The 24,557-nt window shown below is 72.3% G+C and carries 19 protein-coding genes and 1 pseudogene; 14 read left to right on the forward strand and 6 right to left on the reverse strand.

Annotation, left to right across the window (positions count from 1 at the left end; translation table 11 throughout):
- Positions 1-11 precede the first annotated feature (11 nt).
- Complete coding sequence (locus ACZ7N4_RS19610; RefSeq protein WP_471359583.1) at positions 12-1,313, reverse strand: PucR family transcriptional regulator; 1,302 nt, start codon at positions 1,311-1,313, stop codon at positions 12-14.
- Between the two features lie 144 nt (positions 1,314-1,457).
- On the opposite strand from ACZ7N4_RS19610, the gene ACZ7N4_RS19615 reads away from it, so the two are divergent.
- The 4 genes from ACZ7N4_RS19615 (at position 1,458) to ACZ7N4_RS19630 (ending at position 5,279) form a co-directional block, all read left to right on the forward strand.
- Entirely contained in the window at positions 1,458-2,384 is a 927-nt protein-coding gene (locus tag ACZ7N4_RS19615) for a proline dehydrogenase family protein (protein WP_471359584.1), read from the forward strand.
- Between the two features lie 39 nt (positions 2,385-2,423).
- The gene (pruA, locus tag ACZ7N4_RS19620; protein ID WP_471359585.1) at positions 2,424-4,055 is read left to right on the forward strand and encodes an L-glutamate gamma-semialdehyde dehydrogenase; all 1,632 of its coding nucleotides are present in this window, start codon (positions 2,424-2,426) and stop codon (positions 4,053-4,055) included.
- A gap of 242 nt (positions 4,056-4,297) precedes the next feature.
- Positions 4,298-4,825, forward strand: coding sequence for a GNAT family N-acetyltransferase (locus tag ACZ7N4_RS19625; RefSeq protein WP_471359586.1), 528 nt, complete (start codon positions 4,298-4,300; stop codon positions 4,823-4,825).
- A gap of 322 nt (positions 4,826-5,147) precedes the next feature.
- Positions 5,148-5,279 (forward strand): hypothetical protein, encoded by a 132-nt coding sequence (locus tag ACZ7N4_RS19630; RefSeq protein ID WP_471359587.1) that lies wholly within the window; start codon positions 5,148-5,150, stop codon positions 5,277-5,279.
- A 72-nt stretch (positions 5,280-5,351) separates the two neighbouring features.
- Here the strand turns inward: ACZ7N4_RS19630 and ACZ7N4_RS19635 are convergent.
- Positions 5,352-6,337: pseudogene (locus tag ACZ7N4_RS19635) on the reverse strand (purple acid phosphatase family protein).
- Positions 6,338-6,480: 143 nt separating this feature from the next.
- Between ACZ7N4_RS19635 and ACZ7N4_RS19640 the strand changes: the two are divergent.
- Both ACZ7N4_RS19640 and ACZ7N4_RS19645 read left to right on the forward strand, forming a co-directional pair.
- Entirely contained in the window at positions 6,481-7,524 is a 1,044-nt protein-coding gene (locus ACZ7N4_RS19640) for a 3-isopropylmalate dehydrogenase (RefSeq protein ID WP_471359588.1), read from the forward strand.
- A 238-nt stretch (positions 7,525-7,762) separates the two neighbouring features.
- On the forward strand, positions 7,763-8,851 hold the full coding sequence (locus tag ACZ7N4_RS19645) for a branched-chain amino acid aminotransferase (RefSeq protein WP_471359589.1): 1,089 nt from the start codon (positions 7,763-7,765) through the stop codon (positions 8,849-8,851).
- Positions 8,852-8,855: 4 nt separating this feature from the next.
- Here the strand turns inward: ACZ7N4_RS19645 and ACZ7N4_RS19650 are convergent, their stop codons facing one another.
- The gene (locus tag ACZ7N4_RS19650; RefSeq protein ID WP_471359590.1) at positions 8,856-10,307 is read right to left on the reverse strand and encodes a cytosine permease; all 1,452 of its coding nucleotides are present in this window, start codon (positions 10,305-10,307) and stop codon (positions 8,856-8,858) included.
- Positions 10,308-10,453: 146 nt separating this feature from the next.
- Here ACZ7N4_RS19650 and ureA point away from each other — a divergent pair, with 146 nt between their 5' ends.
- The 7 genes from ureA (at position 10,454) to ACZ7N4_RS19685 (ending at position 18,225) form a co-directional block, all read left to right on the forward strand.
- Complete coding sequence (ureA, locus tag ACZ7N4_RS19655; protein ID WP_471359591.1) at positions 10,454-11,149, forward strand: urease subunit gamma; 696 nt, start codon at positions 10,454-10,456, stop codon at positions 11,147-11,149.
- Positions 11,146-12,867: an urease subunit alpha gene (locus ACZ7N4_RS19660; protein WP_471359592.1), complete on the forward strand. Its 1,722-nt coding sequence runs from the start codon at positions 11,146-11,148 to the stop codon at positions 12,865-12,867. Before ureA ends, ACZ7N4_RS19660 begins: the two co-directional genes overlap by 4 nt.
- Before the next feature lie 8 nt (positions 12,868-12,875).
- A complete protein-coding gene (locus ACZ7N4_RS19665; protein ID WP_471359593.1) occupies positions 12,876-13,913 on the forward strand; it encodes an agmatine deiminase family protein in 1,038 nt (345 codons plus the stop codon).
- 18 nt (positions 13,914-13,931) lie between these two features.
- Positions 13,932-14,537: a TetR/AcrR family transcriptional regulator gene (locus ACZ7N4_RS19670; RefSeq protein WP_471359594.1), complete on the forward strand. Its 606-nt coding sequence runs from the start codon at positions 13,932-13,934 to the stop codon at positions 14,535-14,537.
- 42 nt (positions 14,538-14,579) lie between these two features.
- The gene (locus tag ACZ7N4_RS19675; RefSeq protein ID WP_471359595.1) at positions 14,580-15,890 is read left to right on the forward strand and encodes an MFS transporter; all 1,311 of its coding nucleotides are present in this window, start codon (positions 14,580-14,582) and stop codon (positions 15,888-15,890) included.
- 285 nt (positions 15,891-16,175) lie between these two features.
- Positions 16,176-17,786, forward strand: a complete 1,611-nt coding sequence (cimA, locus tag ACZ7N4_RS19680; protein WP_471359596.1) for a citramalate synthase — start codon at positions 16,176-16,178, stop codon at positions 17,784-17,786.
- A gap of 13 nt (positions 17,787-17,799) precedes the next feature.
- The gene (locus ACZ7N4_RS19685; RefSeq protein ID WP_471359597.1) at positions 17,800-18,225 is read left to right on the forward strand and encodes a VOC family protein; all 426 of its coding nucleotides are present in this window, start codon (positions 17,800-17,802) and stop codon (positions 18,223-18,225) included.
- 111 nt (positions 18,226-18,336) lie between these two features.
- On the opposite strand, the gene ACZ7N4_RS19690 is transcribed toward ACZ7N4_RS19685, so the two are convergent.
- From ACZ7N4_RS19690 to ACZ7N4_RS19700, 3 genes are read right to left on the reverse strand one after another with little or no spacing between them, the layout of a single operon-like run.
- The gene (locus ACZ7N4_RS19690; RefSeq protein WP_471359598.1) at positions 18,337-18,939 is read right to left on the reverse strand and encodes a GPP34 family phosphoprotein; all 603 of its coding nucleotides are present in this window, start codon (positions 18,937-18,939) and stop codon (positions 18,337-18,339) included.
- 55 nt (positions 18,940-18,994) lie between these two features.
- Positions 18,995-19,483 (reverse strand): hypothetical protein, encoded by a 489-nt coding sequence (locus tag ACZ7N4_RS19695; protein WP_471359599.1) that lies wholly within the window; start codon positions 19,481-19,483, stop codon positions 18,995-18,997.
- A gap of 8 nt (positions 19,484-19,491) precedes the next feature.
- Complete coding sequence (locus tag ACZ7N4_RS19700) at positions 19,492-21,357, reverse strand: ricin-type beta-trefoil lectin domain protein (RefSeq protein ID WP_471359600.1); 1,866 nt, start codon at positions 21,355-21,357, stop codon at positions 19,492-19,494.
- Positions 21,358-21,491: 134 nt separating this feature from the next.
- On the opposite strand from ACZ7N4_RS19700, the gene ACZ7N4_RS19705 reads away from it, so the two are divergent.
- Complete coding sequence (locus ACZ7N4_RS19705; protein ID WP_471359601.1) at positions 21,492-24,506, forward strand: glycoside hydrolase family 3 protein; 3,015 nt, start codon at positions 21,492-21,494, stop codon at positions 24,504-24,506.
- Positions 24,507-24,557: the final 51 nt, after the last annotated feature.

Below are 24,557 nucleotides of genomic sequence, written 5' to 3' on the forward strand. Positions count from 1 at the left end.
CCGTCAGCCCGTCACAGCCGCGCCCGCTTCAGCGCCATGTGCAGCAGCAGCCGGTCCTCGCCGTCGTCCAGGTCCAGGCCGGTCAGCTGTTCCACCCGGGACAGGCGGTAGTAGAGCGTCTGGCGGTGGATGCCCAGCTCGGACGCCGTGCGCCCGGCCTGGCCCGCGCAGTCGAGGTAGACCTCGGCCGTGCGGGCCAGCTCCCGGTGCGCGGGGGAGAGGAGCGGGCCGACCACGCGGTCGTGCGCGGCCTCCGGCGGCAGCGCGGTCAGCAGCCGGTACGCCCCGATCCGCGCCCACTCGGCGACCGGCCCGTACCGCGGCTCGGCCAGCGCGGCCCGCGCCGCGGCCGCCGCCTCCTGCCAGACCGTGCCCAGCTCGGCGAGTCCGGTGCGGGGCTCGCCGACCCCGGCGGCGCAGCCGGCGACCGCGGCCCCCGGGGTGAACCCCGCGGCGACCGCCGCCGCCACCCGCGCCCCGGCCCCGCGAGCCGCGCCCCCCGCCGCCCCGCGCGCCGCTTCGGCCTCCTTCAGCAGCCGGGTGGCCGCCGCCACCGCGGGGGTGCTCGTCTCCGCGGTCCGCAGCCGTACCAGCAGGGCCAGACTCTGCCCGGCCGCGCCCCACGGCAGCGTGCACAGCGCCGTGGCGTGCGGGATCGTCCGGGCGACCGGGGCGTCGTCCGGGTCGGCCGACGGCCAGGGCGCGACACAGACCAGGGTGTGCGGGCCGTCCGCGCGGGGTCCCAGGGCGGTGCGCAGCTCGGCCACCGCCATGTCCCGCTGCCAGCCGCTCTCCGCGGTGAGCACCGCCCGCAGCTCGCGGCTCAGTCCCGCCCCGGCCTCCGCCTCGTCGGCGAGCAGCGCGCCGATCCGCCCGGCGACTCCCATGGCGGCGGCCAGCTGGGCGTCGGTCGGCCCGGGATCGCCGTCCAGCAGCCAGACGTAGCCGAGGACCACGCCCCGGTGCCGGACGGGCAGGCAGATCCGGCCGCGGTAGACACCGGCCTCGGTGCTCGCCGGGATGCGGACCGGGCCGGTCGCGCGGGTGATGCCGAAGCCCTCGAACCAGGCCCGGACCGTGGCCGTGGAGCGGCGGGTCAGGATCGAGCGGGTGCGCACCGGGTCCAGCGCGGACGGGTCCAGCTCGCCCTCGCTGTCGTAGGCCCCGAAGGCGATCAGCTCGAAGTCGCGGTTCTCCAGGGTCGCGGGCACCCCCAGCAACTCGGAGATCTCGTCCACCAGCTCCTGGTAGTCCGCCTTGAATTCAGCCGCCACCCGGGCATTCTCCCCCATGTTCCGGCCGCCTTCATACATCTGTCTGAGATCCCGGGCACGGATGCGTGACAGCTGTCGATGGCCGACGATCGGAGAGATCCTTAGGTTTCACGGTGGTTCCCCGTGCCGTACCCGAATCGTCGGGTGATGGCCGTATTTGGTGCTTGTCTGTGGAGGTGCCCCGTGCTGGGTCCCGTGATTCTCGCCGCGTCGCGCAGCGACCGGATGCGACGCCTGATCTCGGCGGCCCCGGTGACCAAGCAGGTCGTCGACCGCTTCATCCCCGGCGAGACCGTGGCCGACATCATCCCGATCGTCAGGGACCTGACGGCCAAGGGTCTGGAGCTGACGATGGACGTCGTCGGCGAGGACATCACCACCCCGGAGCAGGCCGCCGCCGCCCGGGACGCCTACCTGGAGCTGATCGACCACCTCCGGCAGCTGGAGCTGGGCGAGCGGGTCGAGATGTCGGTCAAGCTGTCGATGTTCGGCCAGGCCCTCCCCGGGGGTCACGAGCTGGCCCTCGCCAACGTCCGCCCGGTGGTCGAGGCCGCCGCGGCCATCGGTACGACGGTGACCCTCGACGCCGAGGACCACACCACCCTCGACTCGATGTTCGCTATCCACGAGGAGCTGCGGAAGGACTTCCCGCAGACCGGCTGCGTCATCCAGGCCTACCTGTTCCGCACCGAGGCCGACGCCCGCCGCCTGGCCGAGTCCGGCAGCCGCGTCCGCCTGGTCAAGGGCGCCTACAAGGAGCCCGCCGAGGTCGCCTACCAGCAGAAGCACGAGATCGACAAGGCGTACGTCCGGGTCCTGCGCATCCTGATGGAGGGCGAGGGCTACCCGATGATCGGGTCGCACGACCCGCGCCTGATCGCCATCGCCCAGGAGCTGGCCCACCAGGCCGGACGTAAGCTCGACGAGTACGAGTTCCAGATGCTGTACGGCATCCGCGGCGAGGAGCACCTGCGGCTCGCCGCCGAGGGCCACCGCATGCGCGTCTACACCGCCTACGGCACCGACTGGTACGGCTACTTCATGCGCCGCCTGGCGGAGAAGCCGGCCAACCTCCGGTTCTTCCTCCGTTCCATGGTCAGCAAGGGCTGAGCCCGCACACCCGCTCACGTACAAGGAGTTACGGATCTCATGGACGCTGTGACCCAGGTCCCCACCCCCGTCAACGAGCCGGTGCTCGGCTACGCCCCCGGCTCGCCCGAGCGCGCCCGGCTGGAGGTCAAGCTCAAGGAGCTGGCCGAGAACCCGATCGAGCTGCCCATGACGATCGGCGGCGAGAAGCGGCTGGGCGGCGGCGAGCCGTTCGAGGTCGTGCAGCCGCACAACCACAAGGCCGTCATCGGCACCGGCCGCCACGCCACCCGGCAGGACGCGCAGGACGCCATCGACGCGGCCCTGGCCGCCGCGCCGGCCTGGCGTGCGATGTCCTTCGACGACCGCGCCGCGATCATCCTGCGCGCCGCCGAGCTGCTGGCCGGCCCCTGGCGCGAGACCCTCGCCGCCTCCACCATGCTGGGCCAGTCCAAGACCGTCCAGCAGGCCGAGATCGACACGCCCTGCGAGCTGGTCGACTTCTGGCGCTTCAACGTCCACTACGCCCGCCAGATCCTGGCCGAGCAGCCGCCGGCGAACTCCCCGGGCGTGTGGAACCGCCTGGACCACCGCCCGCTGGAGGGCTTCGTCTACGCGATCACGCCGTTCAACTTCTCGGCGATCGCGGGCAACCTGCCCACCGCCCCCGCCCTCATGGGCAACGTGGTCGTCTGGAAGCCGTCCCCGACGCAGACCCACGCGGCCGTGCTCCTCATGCGGCTGCTGGAGGAGGCGGGCCTGCCCAAGGGCGTGATCAACCTCGTCACCGGCGACGGCATCGCGGTCTCCGAGGTCGCCCTGAACCACCGCGACCTGGCCGGCATCCACTTCACCGGTTCGACCAAGACCTTCCAGTACCTGTGGAAGACGGTCGGCGCCAACATCGAGAAGTACCGTTCGTACCCCCGCCTGGTCGGCGAGACCGGCGGCAAGGACTTCCTCGTCGCGCACCCGTCGGCCGACCGCGCGATCCTGAAGACCGCCCTCACCCGGGGTGCCTTCGAGTACCAGGGCCAGAAGTGCAGCGCCACCTCCCGCGCGTACATCCCGGCCTCCATCTGGAACTCCGGCTTCAAGGAGGAGTTCGCGGCCGAGGTCGACTACCTCACCATGGGTGACGTCACCGACCTGTCGAACTTCGTCGGCGCCGTGATCGACGACCGCTCGTTCGCCAAGAACAAGGCCGCGATCGACCGCGCCAAGGCGGACCCGTCCTGCACGATCGTCGCGGGCGGCAGCTACGACGACTCGGTGGGCTACTTCGTCCGTCCGACCGTCATCGAGTGCACCGACCCGGAGAACGAGGTCTTCACGACCGAGTACTTCGGCCCGATCCTCGCGGTGCACGTCTACGAGGACGACAAGTACGACGAGATGCTGGCCCAGATGGAGTCGGTCTCGGACTACGCCCTCACCGGCTCCGTCATCGCGAACGACCGCGCGGCGGCGGCCTACACCATGGAGAAGCTCCGCTACGCGGCCGGCAACTTCTACATCAACGACAAGTCGACCGGCGCCGTCGTCGGCCAGCAGCCCTTCGGCGGCGGCCGCGCCTCCGGCACCAACGACAAGGCCGGCGCCCCCCAGAACCTCCAGCGCTGGACCCTGACCCGCGCCATCAAGGAGACGCTGGTCCCGCCGACCGACTACACGTACCCGCACATGGGCTGATCCCCGGCCCCCCGGACCCGGGCCGGGAAGCCTGCCGCCGAGCAGGCTTCCCGGCCCGTTCCCATGTCAGAGGCGGCGGCCGGGGAGGTCCCGCAGGAGCGCGGCAGCGGGATCGGGTCCCGGAACATGCGCGAGCTCGCACCGCGACCGTCCGCGGCCCCCATGCGTACTACGGCGAGGCCGGCCCCGCCGACGCCCCGTGCTGCTGCTCCTGCACGGCTCCCCGAGCGGATACTGGGGGCATGACTCCTCGCCTCCGTCTCGCCCACACCGCCGACCTGGACCCCGCCGAACTCCGCAGTGTCCGCGCCCTGTTGGACGACGCGTTCGACGGGGACTTCTCCGACGAGGACTGGGAGCACGGGCTCGGCGGGATGCACGTGCTGGTGCGGGACGGGGACGGGCTCGCCGCCCACGGGGCGCTGGTGATGCGCCGGGTCCGGCACGGGGGACGCTGGCTGCGGGCGGGGTACGTGGAGGCCGTCGCCGTGCGGGCCGACGTACGGCGGACGGGGCTCGGCGGGCGGGTGATGGGCGAGTTGGAGCGGGTGGTCGACCGGGCCTACGACCTCGGCGCGCTGTCCGCCAGCGACGAGGGCGCCCTGTTGTACACCGCCCGCGGCTGGCAGCGGTGGCCCGGCCGGGTGCACGCCCTCTCACCGGACGGGATCGTACGGCTGCCGGAGGAGGAGGGCGGCGTGTACGTACGGGGCGCCCTGGACCCGGCGGGGGAACTGGTCCTCGACTGGCGCGACGGCGACGTCACCTGACGAACGCACGGGCGGCACACGGTCGCTCGTACGGCACGGGCAGGATGGCCCCCCTCGCCCGCATGAGCGCACGAAAGCCCAGCTCAGAGCGGTGTGACCCGATCAGCCGTCTCAGATAGTAGGAAGTCCGAGTAATTGGGCAGACAGACGCGGGCCGCTCCCTTAATTTGAAAGGAGCCGAACGTCTCGCTCGATCCAGCGAATGGCGGTCGTGAGCCGGGCCCCGTGCAGGCAACCCCTGCGGCCGAGCGCTCCCCGCCCCTTCCGGCGTCTCGTTACCCCTCACTGCCGTGCTCCACGTAAGCCCAAGGAGTCGATTGCCATGGCCGAGACGACCGTCCGCCGCCGAGTCCGTCACGCGTCCCGCACGAGCGAGTCCGACCGCAAGAACGCCGCCGCCGCCCTCCAGCGCGCCCTTGACCGCCGGGACAACGGCGGCGCGACCGGCCACTGAGCCGGGCCACCGGGAGAAACCGCCGCGCGACCGCCGGCCGGGAGCCGCACCCGTCGGGGCGCGGTGCGGCCCTCACCCGCCGCGCCGCACCTCGAAGTGGTCGATCCGCCGCCCGTCCTGCGCCAGCGCCGACACCGCGAGCCGCGGTGCGGCGCCCGCCCGGACCTCCACCGACAGCAGCGAGAAACCGGTGTAGCGCACCCGCGACCACTCCACCGTCTCCGGCGCGCGGCCCCCGCCCTCCGCCCAGGCGAAGGTCCGCACGGCCTCGTGCCGGGTGGCACGACCCTCGTAGCTGTCCTTCACACCCGCCGGGAAGCCGTACAGGTCACGGCCGCCGCCGCCCGCAGTGACGTACACCGTGCCGTCCCGGGCGGGGTCGGTGGAGCCGCCGGCCGGCACGGCCCGGCCGACCCGTCCGCCCCTGATCGCGTCCGTGCGCTCGTACACGTGGTTGTGCCCGTTGATCACCAGGTCCACCTGGTGCTTCGCGAACAGCGGCAGCCACTCCCGGCGCACGCCCCCGTCCGAGGCGTGCCGGGAGGTGGAGTAGGCGCAGTGGTGGAAGAAGACCACCACGAAGTCGACGTCCCCGCTCGCGCGCAGCCGCCGCAGCGTCCGGTCCAGCCAGGCCGTCGCGTGCACGTAGTACTGCTCCGGCGCGCCGGCCGCACCCCCGCCACCCCGGGCGTGCGCAGCGGGCGGACCTCGGCCGGGATCCGGTGCCCGAGGTCGTCGGGGCGCAGCCCGACCCGTACGTACGGCCGCCGCACCGCCGAGGGGACCTGCCAGGAGATCCGCATCCGGCTCCGCGGGTCGGCGCCGAAGGCGAGGTGGCGGCCGAACGGGCGCACCGCCCAGCCCGGCACACGGGAGGCGACCGGTCCCGGCCTCCCGGCGGACGCGGCGCCGCACCCGGTCGGCAGACCGCCCGCCACCGCGCCCGCCGTCACCAGCGTGCGGCGCGGAAGCACGCGGGTGCGCAGGTACGCGTACTGCTCGGCCATGCTCAGCCGCCCGGCGAGCGGGCGGGGGATGCCGACGTCAGGGGTGTCCATGTCCGGGAACCTTCCACCGGACGCCAACTTCCTTGCCGCGCACGGGTGAACAGGGGCCGACGGGATGATGCCCGCAATCCGCCCGGGTGTCCGCATGGCGGACAGGGCGTGTCAGCGAATGGGACGAGGAGTAGGGTGCCCGCATGTCTCGCAGCATCAATCTCGCAGTGATCCCCGGTGACGGCATCGGCCAGGAGGTCGTGGCCGAGGGTCTCAAGGTCCTCTCCGCCGTCCTGCCGCAGGATGTGAAGCTGGAGACCAAGGAGTACGACTTCGGCGCCCGGCGCTACCACGCGACCGGTGAGACCCTCACCGACGCCGACCTGGCGCAGCTCAAGCAGCACGACGCCATCCTGCTCGGCGCGATCGGCGACCCGTCGGTGCCGTCCGGCGTCCTGGAGCGCGGCTTCCTGCTCAAGCTCCGCTTCGCCTTCGACCACCACGTCAACCTGCGCCCGTCGAAGCTCCTGCCCGGCGTCGCCACCCCGCTCGCCGGCCAGCCGGAGATCGACTTCGTCGTGGTCCGCGAGGGCACCGAGGGCCCGTACACCGGCAACGGCGGCACCATCCGCAAGGGCACCCCGCACGAGGTCGCCACCGAGGTGTCCGTCAACACCGCCTTCGGTGTCGAGCGCGTGGTCCGCGACGCCTTCGAGCGCGCCCAGGCCCGCCCGCGCAAGAAGCTCACGCTGGTCCACAAGAACAACGTGCTGAGCTTCGCCGGACACCTGTGGACGAACGTCTTCGACACCGTGGCCCAGGAGTACCCCGAGGTCACCACCGACTACATCCACGTCGACGCGGCCACCATCTACCTGGTCACCGACCCGGCCCGCTTCGACGTCATCGTCACCGACAACCTCTTCGGCGACATCATCACCGACCTCGCCGCGGCCGTCTCCGGCGGCATCGGCGTGGCCGCCAGCGGGAACATCAACCCCTCCCGCGAGTTCCCCTCGATGTTCGAGCCGGTCCACGGTTCCGCGCCCGACATCGCCGGCCAGGGCAAGGCCGACCCGACCGCCACGGTCCTGTCCGTCGCCCTGCTCCTGCGCCACCTCGGCTACGACGACGAGGCCGACCGCATCGACGCGGCGGTCGCCGCCGACCTCACCGAGCGCGCCGGGAAGCCGGCCCGCTCCACCTCCGGGATCGGCGACGCGCTCGCCGTACGCGTAGCCGGCTGACCCGCCGCGCTCACCTCCAGCCGCCGGGTCGCGACCGCACCCGGCGGCTTTTCCCGTGCCTCGCCGGGTGCCACCATCAACCCCTGGGCCGCTTCACCCCGATTCCGTCCGCCACCGCCGCCGCGCGATAATCGAACGCGGAGCCGCGGTATGAGGGAATGCTCGGACGTCCTAGCACTGGCGACCAGCAGTACAGGCGTGAGCGCGGCCCGTCACTACAACCGGTGAAGGACAACACATGACGACGCCCACGATCGAGCTCAAGCCCTCCGCCAGCCCGCTCGCCGCCGCAGAGCGCGAGGCGATCCTGGCCAACCCCGGGTTCGGCCGCCACTTCACCGACCACATGGTGACGATCAAGTGGACGGAGGGCCGGGGCTGGCACGACGGCCAGCTCGTTCCGTACGCGCCGATCCCCCTCGACCCGGCCACCAACGTCCTGCACTACGCCCAGGAGATCTTCGAGGGCCTGAAGGCCTACCGTCAGCCCGACGGCTCGGTGGCCATGTTCCGCCCGGACCAGAACGCCAGGCGTTTCCAGCGTTCCGCCCGCCGCCTCGCCATGCCCGAGCTGCCGGTCGAGACGTTCATCGAGGCCTGCGACGCCCTGGTCCGCCAGGACGTCGACTGGGTGCCCGCACACGGCGGCGAGGAGTCGCTGTACCTGCGCCCGTTCATGATCGGCACCGAGGTCGGCCTCGGCGTCAAGCCCGCCAACGAGTACCTGTTCATCGTCATCGCCTCCCCGGCCGGCGCCTACTTCCCCGGCGGCGTCAAGCCGGTCTCCATCTGGGTCTCCGAGGACCGCGTCCGCGCCGTCCCCGGCGGCATGGGCGACGCCAAGACCGGCGGCAACTACGCCGCGTCCCTTCTCGCCCAGGCCGAGGCCGCCGCCAAGGGCTGCGACCAGGTCTGCTACCTCGACGCGGTCGAGCACACGTGGGTCGAGGAACTGGGCGGGATGAACCTGTACTTCGTGTACGGCGACAAGATCATCACCCCCACCCTGACCGGCTCCATCCTGGAGGGCGTCACCCGTGACTCCCTGCTGGCCGTCGCCCGTGACCTCGGGTACGAGTCCGAGGAGGGCCGCGTCTCCGTCGACCAGTGGCAGCGCGACTCCGAGAACGGCACCCTCACCGAGGTCTTCGCCTGCGGCACCGCTGCCGTGATCACCCCGGTCGGCACCGTCAAGCGGGCCGGCGGGGAGTGGCGGCAGAGCGGCGGGGAGCCGGGCGAGGTCACGCTGCGGCTGCGGCAGGCGCTGCTCGACCTCCAGCGGGGCAGGGCCGAGGACAAGCACGGCTGGATGCACCGCATCGGCTGACAGCTCAGCGGGAACTGCGTGACAGGCCGTCGATCGTCTGCGGGTCCTTCGTGGCCTGTCGCGCGGTTCCCCGCGTCCCTCCGGGGCGCTCCAGCAGCAGGTAGGCGGCCCCGCCGACCGCGCCCGACAGCAGGAAGCTGCAGTCCACCCCGCCCGTCCAGGACAGCAGCGGGCCCTCGTACGACGGCAGGGACACCGCCAGCAGGCCGACCAGCGCGCCCAGCGCCCAGGACGCGGTCGCCCGCGGGTTCCAGCCCGCCCGGAACCAGTAGGTCCCGCCCCGCGAGCGGCGGTTGAAGACCTGGAGGGCGTCGGCGTCGTACACCCCGCGGCAGCGGGCGAAGCCGATGAGGGTGATGACCGCCCAGGGGGTGCCGAGGGCGGTGAGCAGCAGCACGAAGGACGTCATCGCGGACTGCGCGTCCCAGGCGTAGTGGCCGGCGAAGACGCAGGCCGTGGCCACGATCGCCACGGTGCAGGTGGCGCGGGCGCGGGAGGCGCGGGGCAGGATCGCGTCGAGGTCCAGGCCCATGGAGTACAGCATCAGACCCGCGTTGCCGACCGAGCCGGCCGACGCCGACAGCAGCAGCGGGACCAGGTACCAGGTGGGGGAGGCGGCGACCAGCGGGCCCGCGTAGTCGGTGGCCGCGCGGGCCGCGTACGCCGTGAAGGTGCCGAAGAGCTGGGGGACCAGCAGGCCGAGGACCAGGCCGAGCCAGGTGGCGTGCAGCACCCGGCGCGAGGAGTGGCGGGCCGGGGAGACGTAGCGGGTGTAGTCGCCGAGCAGCGTGATGAAGGCGATGGGTCCGGACAGGCCCGCCGCCACCGCCGCGAGGAACCAGGTGGGCCGGAAGGTGCCCAGCAGGTAGCCGCCCGCGTCCGGCAGCGCGGCGGTGGTGAAGTGCGGCCCGTAGGCGAGGACGCCGAGCAGCAGCAGGGCCGTCATGCCGACGGCCAGTATCCGGGACATGGCGAGCAGGACCCGGTAGCCGTAGACCGCGCCCGCGACGGTCGCCGCGGCGAGCACCGCGTAGACGAGGGCGTACGACACCCCGTCCGCCGGCACCCCGAAGAGCCGGCCGAGGACCATCAGCATCACGTCGCCGCCGATCCACACCGTCAGCGCGGTGTAGCCGAGCGCCAGCAGCAGTCCGACCACCGAGCCGACGAGCCGGCCGCGCACGCCGAACTGGGCGCCGGAGGAGGTCGACAGGTTGGTCGCGGTGCGCAGGGAGACCAGCGCCAGCGGGGCCGTGAACAGCGTGCCGATCACCGTGCCCGCCACGATCGCGCTCACCGACGCCCACCAGCCGAGCCCGAAGGACGCCGGCAGCCAGCCGAAGATGATCACCCCGAGGCAGAGGTTGGAGCCGAGCAGGATCGACACGAGGTCGCGTGGCCCGCTGGTCCGTTCCTCGTCCGGGATGGTGTCGACACCGCGCTGTTCAATCGGCATGGCTGGTCTCCTTCGACGGCCGCCTCATCGGTTTAGAGCGACGTTCAATGTGACGTGTGGCCTGGCCGTCGGTCAATGCTTCTGTTTCGCCAATTCAGTGTTTAGAGTGGTGTTCAAATCTGGTGGAGGCAAGGAGGTGCCGGGTCGTGAGACTGACCCCCACGGAACGTGACCGGCTGCTGCTCTTCGGAGCCGCCGAGCTGGCCCGGGCCCGCCGGGCGCGCGGCCTGCGGCTGAACGTGCCCGAGGCCACCGCGCTGATCGCGGACACCGTCTGCGAGGCGGCCCGGGACGGCAGGCGGCTCGCCGAGGCCGTCGAGGCGGCCCGCTCGGTGCTCGGCCCCGAGGACGTCCTGCCGGGCGTCGCCGACGTCGTCACCGAGGTGATGGTCGAGGCCGTCTTCGACGACGGCTCCCGGCTCGCGGTCGTCTCCGACCCCCTCGGCGGCGGCTCGGGCCCGGAGGGACCCGGCGCGCTGCTGCCGGGCCCCGAGCACCCCGAGCCCGGGGCCGCCCTGCACCTCACCGTCACCAACACCGCGACCGTCCCGGTCTCCGTCACCTCCCACTTCCACTTCTTCGAGGCCAACCCGCGGCTCGACTTCGACCGCGACCAGGCCTACGGCATGCGGCTGGCCGTGCCCGCCGGGTCCTCGGTGCGCTTCGGACCGGGGGAGAGCGCCGAGGTCGGACTGGTCCCGATCGGCGGCGACCGGATCGCGATCGGCTTCGCCGGACTGGTCGACGGACCGCTGGACGCGCCCGGAGCCAGGGAGGAAGCACTGCGCAGGGCCGCCGCCTGTGGATACCTGGGAGTTCCCCGCGAGGAGGGCAACCGATGAGCCGACCCGGAGGGCACCCCGCAGAGGCCCGCCGTCTCACCCCCTACGAGTACGCCGCCACCCACGGCCCCCGCGCCGGCGACCGCATCCGCCTCGGCGACAGCGGGCTGACCGTTCGGGTGGAGTCCGACGCCCAGAAGTACGGCGACGAGTTCCTCGCCGGCTTCGGCAAGACCGCCCGCGACGGACTGCACCTCAAGGCCGCCGCCGTCCGCGACACCTGTGACGTCGTCATCAGCAACGTCGTCGTCATCGACCCGGTCCAGGGCATCCGCAAGGTGTCCATCGGCATCCGCGAGGGCCGCATCCACGCCATCGGACGGGCCGGCAACCCGGACACCCTCGACGGCGTGGACGTCGTCGTCGGCACCGGCACCTCGATCGTCTCCGGCGAGGGGCTGATCGCCACCGCCGGTGCCGTCGACACCCACGTCCACCTGCTGTCACCGCGCATCATGGAGGCCTCCCTCGCCTCCGGCGTGACCACGGTCATCGGGCAGGAGTTCGGCCCGGTGTGGGGCGTCGGCGTCAACTCGCCCTGGGCGCTCAGGCACGCCTTCAACGCCTTCGACGCCTGGCCGGTCAACATCGGCTTCCTCGGCCGGGGTTCCTCCTCCCACGCGGCCCCGCTGATCGAGGCCCTGGCCGAGGGCGGGGCCGGCGGCTTCAAGGTGCACGAGGACATGGGCGCCCACAGCCGCGCGCTGGACACCGCGCTCCGGGTCGCCGAGGAGCACGACGTCCAGGTGGCCCTGCACAGCGACGGCCTGAACGAGTGCCTGTCCGTCGAGGACACCCTGCGCGTCCTGGACGGCCGCACGATCCACGCCTTCCACATCGAGGGCTGCGGCGGCGGACACGTCCCGAACGTGCTGAAGATGGCCGGCGTCCCGAACGTGATCGGCTCCTCCACCAACCCCACCCTGCCCTTCGGCCGGGACGCGGTCGCCGAGCACTACGGCATGATCGTCTCCGTCCACGACCTCAAGCCCGACCTGCCCGGCGACGCCGCCATGGCCCGCGACCGGATCCGGGCCGGCACCATGGGCGCCGAGGACGTGCTGCACGACCTGGGCGCGATCGGCATCACCTCCTCCGACGCCCAGGGCATGGGCCGGGCCGGGGAGACGGTCCGCCGCACCTTCGCCATGGCCGGCAAGATGAAGGCCGAGCTGGGGCCCCTGGACGGCGACGGCGACGGCGACGACAACGCCCGCGTCCTGCGCTACATGGCCAAGCTGACCATCAACCCGGCCATCGCGCACGGCCTCGCCCACGAGGTCGGCTCCATCGAGACCGGCAAGCTCGCCGACATCGTGCTGTGGCGCCCGGAGTACTTCGGCGCCAAGCCGCAGCTCGTCCTCAAGGCCGGCTTCCCCGCCTACGGCGTGGTCGGCGACCCCAACGCGGCCACCGACACCTGCGAACCCCTCGTCCTCGGCCCGCAGTTCGGGGCGTACGGCGCGACCGCCGCCGACATCTCGGTGGCGTTCGTCGCCCGGGCCGCCGTCGACCAGGGAGGCGACGCGATGCCCACCCGGCGCCGCCGGGTCGCCGTGCGCGGCACCCGCGGCATCGGCCCCGCCGACCTGCGCCTGAACTCCCGCACCGGAGCGGTCGACGTCGACCAGCGCACCGGCCTGGTCACCCTCGACGGCGACCCGCTGCGCTCCGAGCCGGCCGACTCCGTCTCCCTCAACCGCCTGTACTTCCTGTGAGGATCCCCATGTCTGCTGCCGCCGACGGCTTCCGCATGCCCGCCGAGTGGACCCCGCACGAGCGCACCTGGATGGCCTGGCCCGGCCCCAACCCCACCTTCGACGACCCCGACGACCTGGCCGCCGCCCGGACCGCCTGGGCGTCCGTCGCCCGCGCGGTCCGCCGCTTCGAGCCGGTGACCGTCGTGTGCGGGCCCGGCCAGTCCGCCGAGGCGCGCGCCCTCCTCGGCCCCGGCGTCGACACCGTCGAGCGGGAGCTGGACGACGCCTGGATGCGGGACATCGGCCCGACCTTCCTCACCGACGGCAAGGGCCGGCTGGCCGCCGTCGACTGGACGTTCAACGGCTGGGGCGCCCAGGACTGGGCCCGCTGGGAGCACGACTCCTCGATCGGCGCGTACGTCTCCGACCTCGCGGGCGCGAAGACGTACGCCTCGCGGCTGGTCAACGAGGGCGGCGCCATCCACGTCGACGGCGAGGGCACCGTGCTGCTCACCGAGACCGTGCAGCTCGGCCCCGAGCGCAACCCGCACTGGACGAAGGCGGAGGTCGAGGCGGAGATCCACGCCCATCTCGGCACGGAGAAGGCGATCTGGCTGCCGCGCGGCCTGACCGGCGACTACCCTCCCTACGGCTTCGGCACCCTCGGCCACGTCGACATCGTCGCCGCCTTCGCCCGCCCCGGTGTCGTCGTCGCCCACCACCAGCCGGACCCGGCGCACCCCGACCACGAGGTAACCCAGGAGGTCATCGGCCTGCTGAGGTCGGCGACCGACGCCCGGGGCCGCCGCCTGGAGGTCGTGGAGGTACCCGCGCCGACCGTCCTGGAGGCCGACGGCCACTGGGCCGACTACTCCTACATCAACCACTACCTCTGCAACGGCGGCCTGGTCCTGTGCGGCTTCGAGGACCCGCGCGACGAGATCGCCGCCGGCATCTTCCGCCGGCTGTTCCCGGAGCGGACCGTGACCCTGGTGGACGCGCGTACGATCTTCGCGGGCGGAGGCGGTATCCACTGCATCACGCAACAGCAGCCGAAGGTCTGACACGTACAGGAGCAGCAGATGGCCGGTGCGGGCCGGGCGCGCAGGAACGCGCCGCCGCGCGAGGAGGTCCTCGCCGCCGCCATGAACATGATCGCCGAGCGCGGCCTGGAGAAGCTCACCATGGCGGGGCTCGGCCGCGAGGTCGGCATGAGCAGCGGCCATCTCCTGTACTACTTCCGCTCCAAGGACGAGCTGCTGCTCCAGGCCCTGGAGTGGAGCGAGGGCCGGCTGGGCGCGGAGCGGGGCCGCCTCCTCGCGGCGCCGGGAACCGCCCGCGAGCGACTGTCCGACTACGTCGACCTGTACGTCCCCGACGGGCACCGCGACCCGCACTGGACGCTCTGGCTGGAGGTCTGGAACCGCTCGCAGAACGCCGACGACGACGCCCGCGCCCGGCAGGCCGCCATCGAGGGCGCCTGGCACCGCGACCTGGTCGCGCTGATCGCCGAGGGCACCTCCCGCGGGGAGTTCCGCCGGGTGGACGCGGACCGCTTCGCGGCGAGGCTGCGCGCGCTGCTCGACGGATTCTCCATCCACGTCGCCATCGGGTTGCGCGGCACGAACCGGGAGCAAGTGCTCCAGCACGTGCGGGAATTCGTCGAGGACGCGCTCCTGGCGGCGTAGCCGGAGGAATCGTCGGCTCCGTCATCGGGCAGGTAACGGCCCATGGAACCACAACACTGGAAGAAGATCTGGGTCGGCTCGGCGGGCAACATGGTCGAGTGGTTCGACTGGTTCGTGTACGCGAGCTTCGCCACGTACTTCGCCGGCGCGTTCTTCCCGAGCGGCAACCCCACGGCCCAGCTCATGAACACCGCCGGCATCTTCGCCGTCGGCTTCTTCATGCGCCCCGTGGGCGGCTGGCTGCTCGGCAGGGTCGGTGACCGCAAGGGCCGCAAGGCGGCGCTGACGCTGACCGTCACGCTCATGTCGGCCTCGGCGGTCCTCATCGCCGTCGCCCCGACCTACGGGGTGGCCGGCTACGGCGGCGCCCTGGTGCTGCTCGTCGCCCGGCTGCTCCAGGGCCTGTCGGTGGGCGGCGAGTACGCGGCCAGCGCCACCTATCTCACCGAGGCCTCGGACCCGAAGCGGCGCGGCTTCGCCTCCAGCTTCCAGTACGTGTCCATGACGGCCGGCCAGATCGTCGGCCTCGGCCTTCTGATCGTGCTCCAGCGCACCATGTCCGACGACGCCCTGCACAGCTACGGCTGGCGCATCCCGTTCGTGGTCGGCGCGCTCGGCGCGGCCGTCGTCTTCTACCTGCGCCGGACCATGCTGGAGACCGAGGTCTACGCGGAGGACACCTCGCACTCCGAGGAGCGCGGCACGCTGCGCGCCCTGTGGCAGCACCGGCGGGAGGCGTTCCTGGTCGTCGCCCTCACCATGGGCGGCACGGTGGCGTACTACACGTACACCACCTACCTCACCAAGTACCTGTCCAACTCGGCGGGCCTGTCCAAGCAGACCGCGACCCTCGTCTCCTTCACCGCGCTGATCGTCTTCGCCTGCCTCCAGCCGCTCGCGGGCGCCCTCTCCGACCGCATCGGCCGCCGCCCGCTGCTGATCACCTTCGCCGTCGGCTCCACCGTCCTCACGGTGCCGATCATGACGCTGCTGAAGCACGCCGACGGCTACTGGGCCGCCCTCGGCCTCGCCCTGCTCGCGCTGGTCGTGGTCACCGGCTACACCTCCATCAACGCCTGTGTGAAGGCCGAGCTGTTCCCGACCGGGGTGCGCGCGCTCGGCGTCGCCCTGCCGTACGCCATCGCCAACGCCCTCTTCGGCGGCACGGCGGAATACGTCGCGCTGTGGTTCAAGAAGGGCGGCATCGAGTCGGGCTACTACTGGTACGTGGCCGCCTGTGCCGCCGTCTCCCTCGTGGTGTACGTCACCATGCGCGAGACGAAGGACCTGGATCTGGCCCGGGTGAAGGCCGCCGAGGACTCCGGGGAGTCCAGCCTGACGCCCGCATCCTGAGACGGTCGGTGAGCCGGGGGCGGTGCTGTGCCAGACTGCCCCCGTGCTCTCGTTCGCCATGATTATGGGCAGCAGGCGCGCCGGTCCGCAGTGACCACCTCGTACGACCAGGTGCGGGTGGCCACCGTCGTCCTCGACCCGCGCGCAGACCTCTCGCACCCGCGAGGGGTTTTTTCGTTTTCCGGCCCACCTTCAGCCGGAGGCGGAGCGCGAGGGAGCATGGAGGAACGGTGGAGCCGGTCATTCCGGTACAGACCGAAGATCCACAACAGGAGCCTTGACACCATGACCGAGACGGCAACCAACGAGCCGGACGACTCGTTCCACGTCTTCGACACCACGCTGCGCGACGGCGCGCAGCGCGAGGGCATCAACCTCACCGTCGCGGACAAGCTCGCCATCGCCCGGCACCTGGACGACTTCGGCGTCGGCTTCATCGAGGGCGGCTGGCCCGGCGCCAACCCCCGCGACACCGAGTTCTTCGCCCGCGCCCAGGCGGAGATCGACTTCCGGCACGCCCAGCTGGTCGCGTTCGGCGCCACCCGCCGCGCCGGCGCCAAAGCCGCCGACGACCCGCAGGTCAGGGCGCTGCTGGAGTCCGGCGCCCCGGTGATCACCCTGGTCGCCAAGTCGCACGACCGGCACGTGGAGCTGGCGCTGCGCACCACCCTGGACGAGAACCTGGAGATGGTCCGCGACACCGTGTCGTACCTGAAGGACCAGGGCCGCCGGGTCTTCGTGGACTGCGAGCACTTCTTCGACGGCTACCGCGCCAACCCCGACTACGCCAAGGCGGTCGTCCGCACGGCCTCCGAGGCCGGCGCCGACGTCGTCATCCTCTGCGACACCAACGGCGGCATGCTCCCCGCCCAGGTCCACGCGGTCGTCTCCACCGTCCTCGCCGACACCGGCGCCCGGCTCGGCATCCACGCCCAGGACGACACCGGCTGCGCCGTCGCCAACACCCTGGCCGCCGTCGACGCGGGCGCCACCCACGTCCAGTGCACCGCCAACGGCTACGGCGAACGCGTCGGCAACGCCAACCTGTTCCCGGTGGTCGCGGCCCTGGAGCTGAAGTACGGCAAGAAGGTGCTGCCCGACGGCCGGCTGCGCGAGATGACCCGCATCTCCCACGCCATCGCCGAGGTCGTCAACCTCACCCCCTCCACCCACCAGCCGTACGTCGGCGTCTCCGCCTTCGCGCACAAGGCCGGCCTGCACGCCTCCGCCATCAAGGTCGACCCGGACCTGTACCAGCACATCGACCCCGAGCAGGTCGGCAACACCATGCGCATGCTGGTCTCCGACATGGCGGGCCGCGCCTCGGTCGAGCTGAAGGGCAAGGAACTCGGCATCGACCTGGGCGGCGACCGGGAACTGGTCGGCCGGGTGGTCGAGCGGGTCAAGGAACGCGAGCTGAAGGGCTACACGTACGAGGCCGCCGACGCCTCCTTCGAACTGCTGCTGCGCGCCGAGGTCGAGGGCCGGCCGCTGAAGTACTTCGACGTGGAGTCCTGGCGGGCCATCGTGGAGGACCGCCCCGACGGTTCCCACGCCAACGAGGCCACGGTCAAGCTGTGGGCCAAGAGCGAGCGGATCGTCGCCACCGCCGAGGGCAACGGCCCGGTCAACGCCCTGGACAGGGCCCTGCGCGTGGCACTGGAGAAGATCTACCCGCAGCTCGCCAAGCTGGACCTGGTCGACTACAAGGTCCGCATCCTGGAGGGCAAGCACGGCACCTCCTCCACCACCCGGGTGCTGATCTCCACCTCGGACGGCTCCGGCGAGTGGTCCACGGTCGGCGTGGCCGAGAACGTCATCGCCGCCTCCTGGCAGGCCCTGGAGGACGCGTACACGTACGGCCTGCTCCGCGCGGGCGTGGAGCCGGCCGAGTAGCCACAGTGGAGGCATGACCTCACACGCCAGTGACGTGCTGTCCGGGGCCCGCGTCGCGACCCGGCTGCCCGCGCGGGACCTGGACCGGGCCCGCCGCTTCTACGCCGAGAAGCTCGGCCTGTACCCGGTGGACGAGCGGCCCGGCGGGCTGCTGTACCGGTGCGCGGGCGTGGACTTCGTCGTGTTCCGCTCGACGGGGGCCTCGCCCGGCACCTTCACCCAGATGGCCTTCGAGGTGGACGACATCGAGGGCGCCGTGACCGAGCTGCGCCGCCGGGGCGTGGTCTTCGAGGAGGTCGACGTGCCCGGGCTCCGCACCCGCGAGGGCATCGCCGACATCGACGGCAACTACCCGAGCAAGGGCGCGAGCGGGGAGCGCGGCGCGTGGTTCCGCGACAGCGAGGGCAACCTGCTGGGCATCGACCAGCTGATCCTCTGAGGTTGGCCGGTCCTGCGAGGTTGGCCGGTCCTGCGAGGCCGGCCGGTCCTGCGAGGGCGACCGGTCCTTCGCGAGCGGTTGATCCTGCGCGGGCGGCGGCGCCCGGGAGGCTCAGGGGGCGCGCCAGATGTTGTCGAAGGCGATGTTCTCGATGCGGCGCCGCTCGCGGACGGCCTCCAGCTCGGTGACCGCGTCGCCGACCGCCAGCAGCACGGTGAGCGCCGCCTGGTCGTCGGGTTCCGTGTCGGCCGGCGGGTCCGGCTGGATGCCGAGGGTGGCGGCGAGACCGGTGAGGACCGGGTCCCGGGACTCCCAGCGGTCGGTCGCGTGCCGCCGGGCGGGCGTGTCGGCCGGCGTGCCGCCGTCGCCCCGGACCGGCCACCAGTGCCGGCGCTTCCCGGTGATCTGCCCCTCGGCCTCCAGCACGTCGCGGTAGGCCACGGCCAGTCCCTCGCCGCGCCGCCACAGCCAGTCCTCGACCGTCTCGTACGGCTCCTCGCGGACGAGCCGCGCCCCGGCCTCGTCCAGCATCCGGTCACCCGTGGTCAGCACCGGCCCGGGCACGATGCGCTCACCGTCCAGCGTGAGCGCCCGCACCCCGAGCAGGTCGACCAGCTCGGCCCCGGCGAGCGCCAGCGCCAGATCACCCTGCTCGACGGGCCGCTCGCCGGAGACGTCCAGGCTCACGAGGAACAGATCCTGCGGTGTGGTCATACCCCCACCTTGGTCCCCGGACGGCCGATCCGCAGCACGCCACACCGTCCCGCGCTCAGCACGAGTCGTCGGCGAGCCGCTCGAACGCGCCGAGGCTCATCGCCCGGCCGTCCGCCCACACCTGCCCGGGTCTGAGCCGGCCGATCTGCTCGCCGGTGAACTCCACGGTCCCGTTGTAGGAGTAGCCGCCGGCGTAGTGCCCGAACCCCAGGACGTAGTGGTGCCGGGGGAGCAGCCGCCGGGCCCCCCGGTGCCGGGCCCGCCAGCGGGCGGGCGGGTCGAAGAGGGGGAAGCCGGCGTCGCCGCGCAGCCCCTTCCTCCTCACGTCCCACCCGGTGGTGACGGGGCCCTCCTCGCCGGTGCGGGGCCGCCCGTCCAGGTACGGGCGTTGGTAGCCGTCGTCCCCGCAGGGCCGCACCACCGCGTACGGCGTCCCGTCCGCAGCGACCCGCACCCCCGCGAGCGGCAGGTCGACGGCGCCGCAGCCGCTCAGCAGCAGCACCCCGCCGACGATCCCCGCCGCCACGGCCCCCGTACGTCTCATGCTCCGCCCTACCTCAGCTGCCACTTCTGGTTGGCGGCCCCGGTGCACGACCAGATCTGGATCCGGGTCCCGTTGGCGGAGGCGTTGTCCGTGACGTCGAGGCACTTGTCCGCCGCCGTGTTCACCACATCACCGGTGGACGCGTCGTACGACCACCGTTGGGCACCGGTACCGTTGCAGTCGTACAACTGCGCCTTGGCGCCGTCGGCGGTCGAACCGGAGGTCACGTCCAGGCACTTGCCGAGCGCCCGCACCGACCCGTCGCCCTGGACGGTCCACTGCTGGGCGGCGGTGCCGTTGCAGTCGTAGAGCTGCACGGCCGTACCGTTGGCGCCCGAACCGCCCGCCACGTCGAGGCACTTGCCCGCGAGTCCGACGAAGGAGCCGGTCCGCGCGCCGCCGCCGGACTGGGTGCCGGACCAGGTGAAGGTGGCCGAGGTCCTGCCGGGCAGCGAGTAGGTGGCGTGCTGGGAGCCCCAGTCGATGGTGACCGTCTTCGCCGACGAGGAGTCGTTGTAGGCGATCAGCGCCTTGCCGCCGTCCGGGTTGCGCCAGGCGACGTTGGGTACGGAGGTGGACGCGGTGGAGGCGATCCGCTGGGCGCCGGGACGGACGAACTTGGTCAGGTGGCCCATGTCGTAGTACTCGACGGTGTAGTCCACGGTGCCGCTCGCGCCGTCGCCGTCGTGCACGGTGACCAGGCCGGTGCAGGTGCCGCAGCCGCCGTTGTGCGGGCCCATGTTCTGGTCCACGGCCAGCGACCACTTGGTCACCGACTTCGCCCAGTTGCGGGTGTAGTCGATGATGTTCGACATGTCCTCGCGCTGCTGGTCGGCGATCCAGGTGCCGCCGGAGTGCTCGGTGCCGAAGGCGTCCAGCGCCGGGTAACGGTCGTGCACGGCGGTCTGCTTGCCGACGTCACCGCCGTAGCCGTGCCAGGCGATACCGCCGAAGTTGGGGTGGTTGCGGACGGCCGGGTCGTCCACGGTCTGGGCGGCGTAGGAGTCGTAGACGTCCCAGTTCCAGTCGTGCGCGAGGACCTTGGTGGTCAGGCCCGCCGCCTGCAGCTTGGGCAGCAGCTCGCTCTTGGTGAAGTAGGCGAGGCCGCTCGCGTTCCAGCTCATCGACGGATAGCCGGAACAACAGGTCGGTTCGTTCTGCGCGGTGACGTAACGGACGTCGATGCCCTGGTCCTTGTAGGCCTGGAGGTATTTCACGAAGTAGGAGGCGTACGCCCCGTAGTCCTCGGCCTTCAGCCAGCCGCCGTTGAGCGAGCCGCTGTCCTTCATCCAGGCCGGTGCGGTCCACGGCGAGGCCATCACGGTGAGGGACGGGTTGAGCTGGAGCGCCTGCCGGGTCAGCGGGACCACGTCGGCCAGGTCGTGCGCGATGGAGAACTTCGCCAGGGACGGGTCGGTCTGCCCGCCCGGCACGTCGTCGTAGGTGTAGCCGTAACGGGCGAGGTCGGAGGCGCCCATCGGGTTGCGCAGGAACGACAGGCCGATGCCGTCCGTCGGCGAGAACAGCTTGCGCAGGGTCGCGTCCCGGGTCGCCGGGGACAGCGCCCCGCTGCTGTTCATCAGCCAGGCGGCGGTGTCCGTGAAGGACGCGCCGCCGCCGGTGAAGGTCTGGTACCGGGTGTTCTCGTCCACGGTGATGTTCTCGCCGCCACCGCCCGTCCCGGGCTGGAAGGCGAACGGCGTCTGCGGCTGGAGGCCGCGTACGACGTGCCGGCCGGCGGAGTCGTCGGTGGTGGTGAGCCAGGCGGTGACCTGTTCACCGGCCGCGTGCGCGGGGGGTACGGCCACGCTGACGCCGGCGGCGGAGAGCAGCCCGGCGAGCAGCAGCCGGACCGTGCGGGGGGATCTCCTCATGGTGCGTCGCCCTTCCTCTTCGGATCGGCGGAGCTGACGGTGCGTCTTGACGGGGATGACAGCCCCTAGTTAACTCACGGCGTGAGCTAAGCCCTGAGTGAACTGAGTGAACCACGAGAGCCGAGGGAAGGTCCATGCGAAGAACCGCCCTGCTCGCCTCCGCCGCACTCCTCGCCGGTCTGCTGCCCTGGGCGGCGACCGCACGCGCCGCCGACGAACCCGCCCCCGTCCCCGTAGACCGCTTCGAAGGCGAGGTGCCCTTCGCCGCCCAGCCCGCCGAGGGCCTCTTCACCTGGGGCGGCGACGCCGACGACCCGCCCGCCCTCCGCCTCGCCGACCGCGCCGACGCCCCCGAGGGCGGCAAGGTCCTCACCGGCGGCTACGACATCAGCGGCTACGGCGGCTTCACCCACGACTTCGCCGCCACCGCACCCGCCCACGACTGGTCCGCCCGCCAGGGCATCCGGCTGTGGTGGGAGGGCCGGAACAACGGCCGGAAGATCACCTTCGAGATCAAGGACGGCGGCGCCCACGGCGAGGCCTCCGAACTCTGGACCACCTCCTTCACCGACGACTTCACCGGCTGGAAGCAGATCAGCCTCCCCTTCACCGACTTCACCTACCGCACCGACTACCAGCCCGTCGGCGGCATCGACCACGTCCTCGGCCTGAAGGAGATGTGGGGCTACGCCGTCACCCTCCCGCCGGGCGCCAAGGGCGACTTCGCCATGGACGGCGTGGAGCTGTACGGCAAGGCCGACCAGGCCCTGCGCGCCTCCGTCACCACCGATGCCCCCGTGGTCCCGGTCGAGGAGGGCCGGACGGCGAGGGTCGAGGTCACCGTGGCCACCACCGGCGAGGCGCCCCTCGCCGACCCGGTCACCGTCCACTACGCCACGGCCGACGGCACCGCGACCGCCGGCAAGGACTACACCCCCGTCTCCGGCACCCTCACCTTCCCGGCCGGCACCGCCTCCGGCACCGTCCGGACCATCGAGGTGCCCACCCGCCGGGACCGCACGGCCGAACCCGCCGAGAGCATCCCCCTGAACCTCACGACCACCGGTGCCAAGGCCCCCGCGGAGACCCCGCGGATCGTGATCGACGCACACGGACTGCCGTACCTGAACGCCGGGTTGCCGGTGAAGAAGCGCGTCGCGGACCTGCTCGGCCGGATGTCCCTGGCGGAGAAGGCCGGCCAGATGACCCAGGCCGAGCGCGGCGCGATGTCCCGCCCGGACGACATCGCCGCCTACGCCCTCGGCTCCCTGCTCTCCGGCGGCGGCTCGACCCCGACGCCCAACACGCCCGCCGCCTGGGCGAAGATGATCGACGCCTTCCAGCTCCGCACCCAGGCGACCCGCTTGCAGGTCCCGCTGCTCTACGGAGTCGACGCGGTCCACGGCCACAACAACCTCTCCGGTGCCACGGTCCTGCCGCACAACGTCGGCATCGGCGCCACCCGCGACCCGCAACTCGCCTACGAGACCGGCACGGTGACGGCGGCCGAGGTCCGGGCCACCGGAGTCCCCTGGGACTTCGCCCCCTGCCTGTGCGTGAGCCGCGACGAACGCTGGGGCCGCTCCTACGAGTCCTTCGGCGAGGACCCGGCCCTGGTCGAGTCCATGGAGACGGTGATCCAGGGCCTCCAGGGCCGCGCGAACGGCAGTGACCTGAGCCGTGACGACAAGGTGCTCGCCACGGCCAAGCACTTCGTCGGCGACGGAGGCACCGCCTACGGCTCCTCGACCACCGGGACGTACACCATCGACCAGGGCGTCACCACCGTCACCCGCCGGCAGCTGGAGGACGTCCACCTGGCGCCGTACCGCGAGGCCGTCGACCGGGGCATCGGCACCGTCATGCCGTCGTACTCCTCCCTGGACATCACCGGCGACGGCAAGGGCCCGGTGAAGATGCACGCCCGCGGCGACATGATCAACGGCGTCCTCAAGGGCCGCATGGGCTTCTCCGGCTTCGTGATCAGCGACTGGAACGCCCTCGACCAGCTCCCCGGCGACTACGCGGCCCACGTCCGCACCTCCGTGAACGCGGGCGTGGACATGATGATGGTGCCGTACGGCTACAAGGAGTTCGCCACCACGCTCGCCGACGAGGTGAAGGCGGGCCGGATCAGCGAGCGGCGGATCGACGACGCGGTCTCCCGCATCCTCACCGAGAAGTTCCGGCTCGGCCTCTTCGAGCACCCCTACGCCGACACGCGCGGCGCCGCCGCCATCGGCTCCGCGGGCCACCGCGCGGTCGCCCGCCGCGCCGCCGCCGAGTCGCAGGTGCTGCTGAAGAACGCGGGCGGAGTGCTGCCGCTGAAGAAGAGCGAGAAGGTGTACGTCGCCGGCTCCAACGCCGACGACATCGGCAACCAGACCGGCGGCTGGACCCTCACCTGGCAGGGCGCCTCCGGGAACACCGTCCCCGGCACGACCATCCTCCAGGGCCTGCGCGAGGCGGGCGGGAACGTCACCTACTCCAAGGACGCCTCCGCCCCCACCGGCGGCTACGACGTCGGTGTGGTCGTGGTGGGCGAGACCCCGTACGCCGAGGGCGTGGGAGACGTCGGCAACGGCCACGACCTCGATCTCTCCGCCGCCGACCGGGCCGCCGTGGACAAGGTGTGCGCGGCCATGAGGTGCGCGGTGCTGATCGTCTCCGGCCGCCCCCAGCTGATCGGGGACCGCCTGGACGAGATCGACGCCCTGGTGGCCTCCTGGCTCCCCGGCACCGAGGGCGAGGGCGTCGCCGACGTCCTCTACGGCAGGCGCCCCTTCACCGGACAGCTCCCCGTCACCTGGCCCAGGTCCGAGTCCCAGCTGCCGATCAACGTGGGCGACGCGGCGTACGACCCGCAGTTCCCCTACGGCTGGGGCCTGACCACCCTGACAGGGACCCCGAAGGGCGGTACGGCCACCCTGCGCGACCTCGCCGTCCGGGCGGCCGCGGCCGAACGCCACGGGGACGCCCGCACCGGACGCGCCCTGGTGACCAGGGCCCGGCTGCTCGTCCAGCAGAAGACGGCCGGACATCTGACGGAGGCGGTGGCAGGCCCCTTCGCCGACGCCGATCACCTGCTGCTGACCGGCAGGTACGGAAAGGCGGTGGAGAAACTGACGGAGGCCTACCGGGCGGCCTGACTCCCGGGGGGTCCGGGCCCGGCCTCCCAGGTCCGGGCCCGACCCCTGGGA

The organism is Streptomyces sp. NPDC107654 (assembly GCF_055639035.1).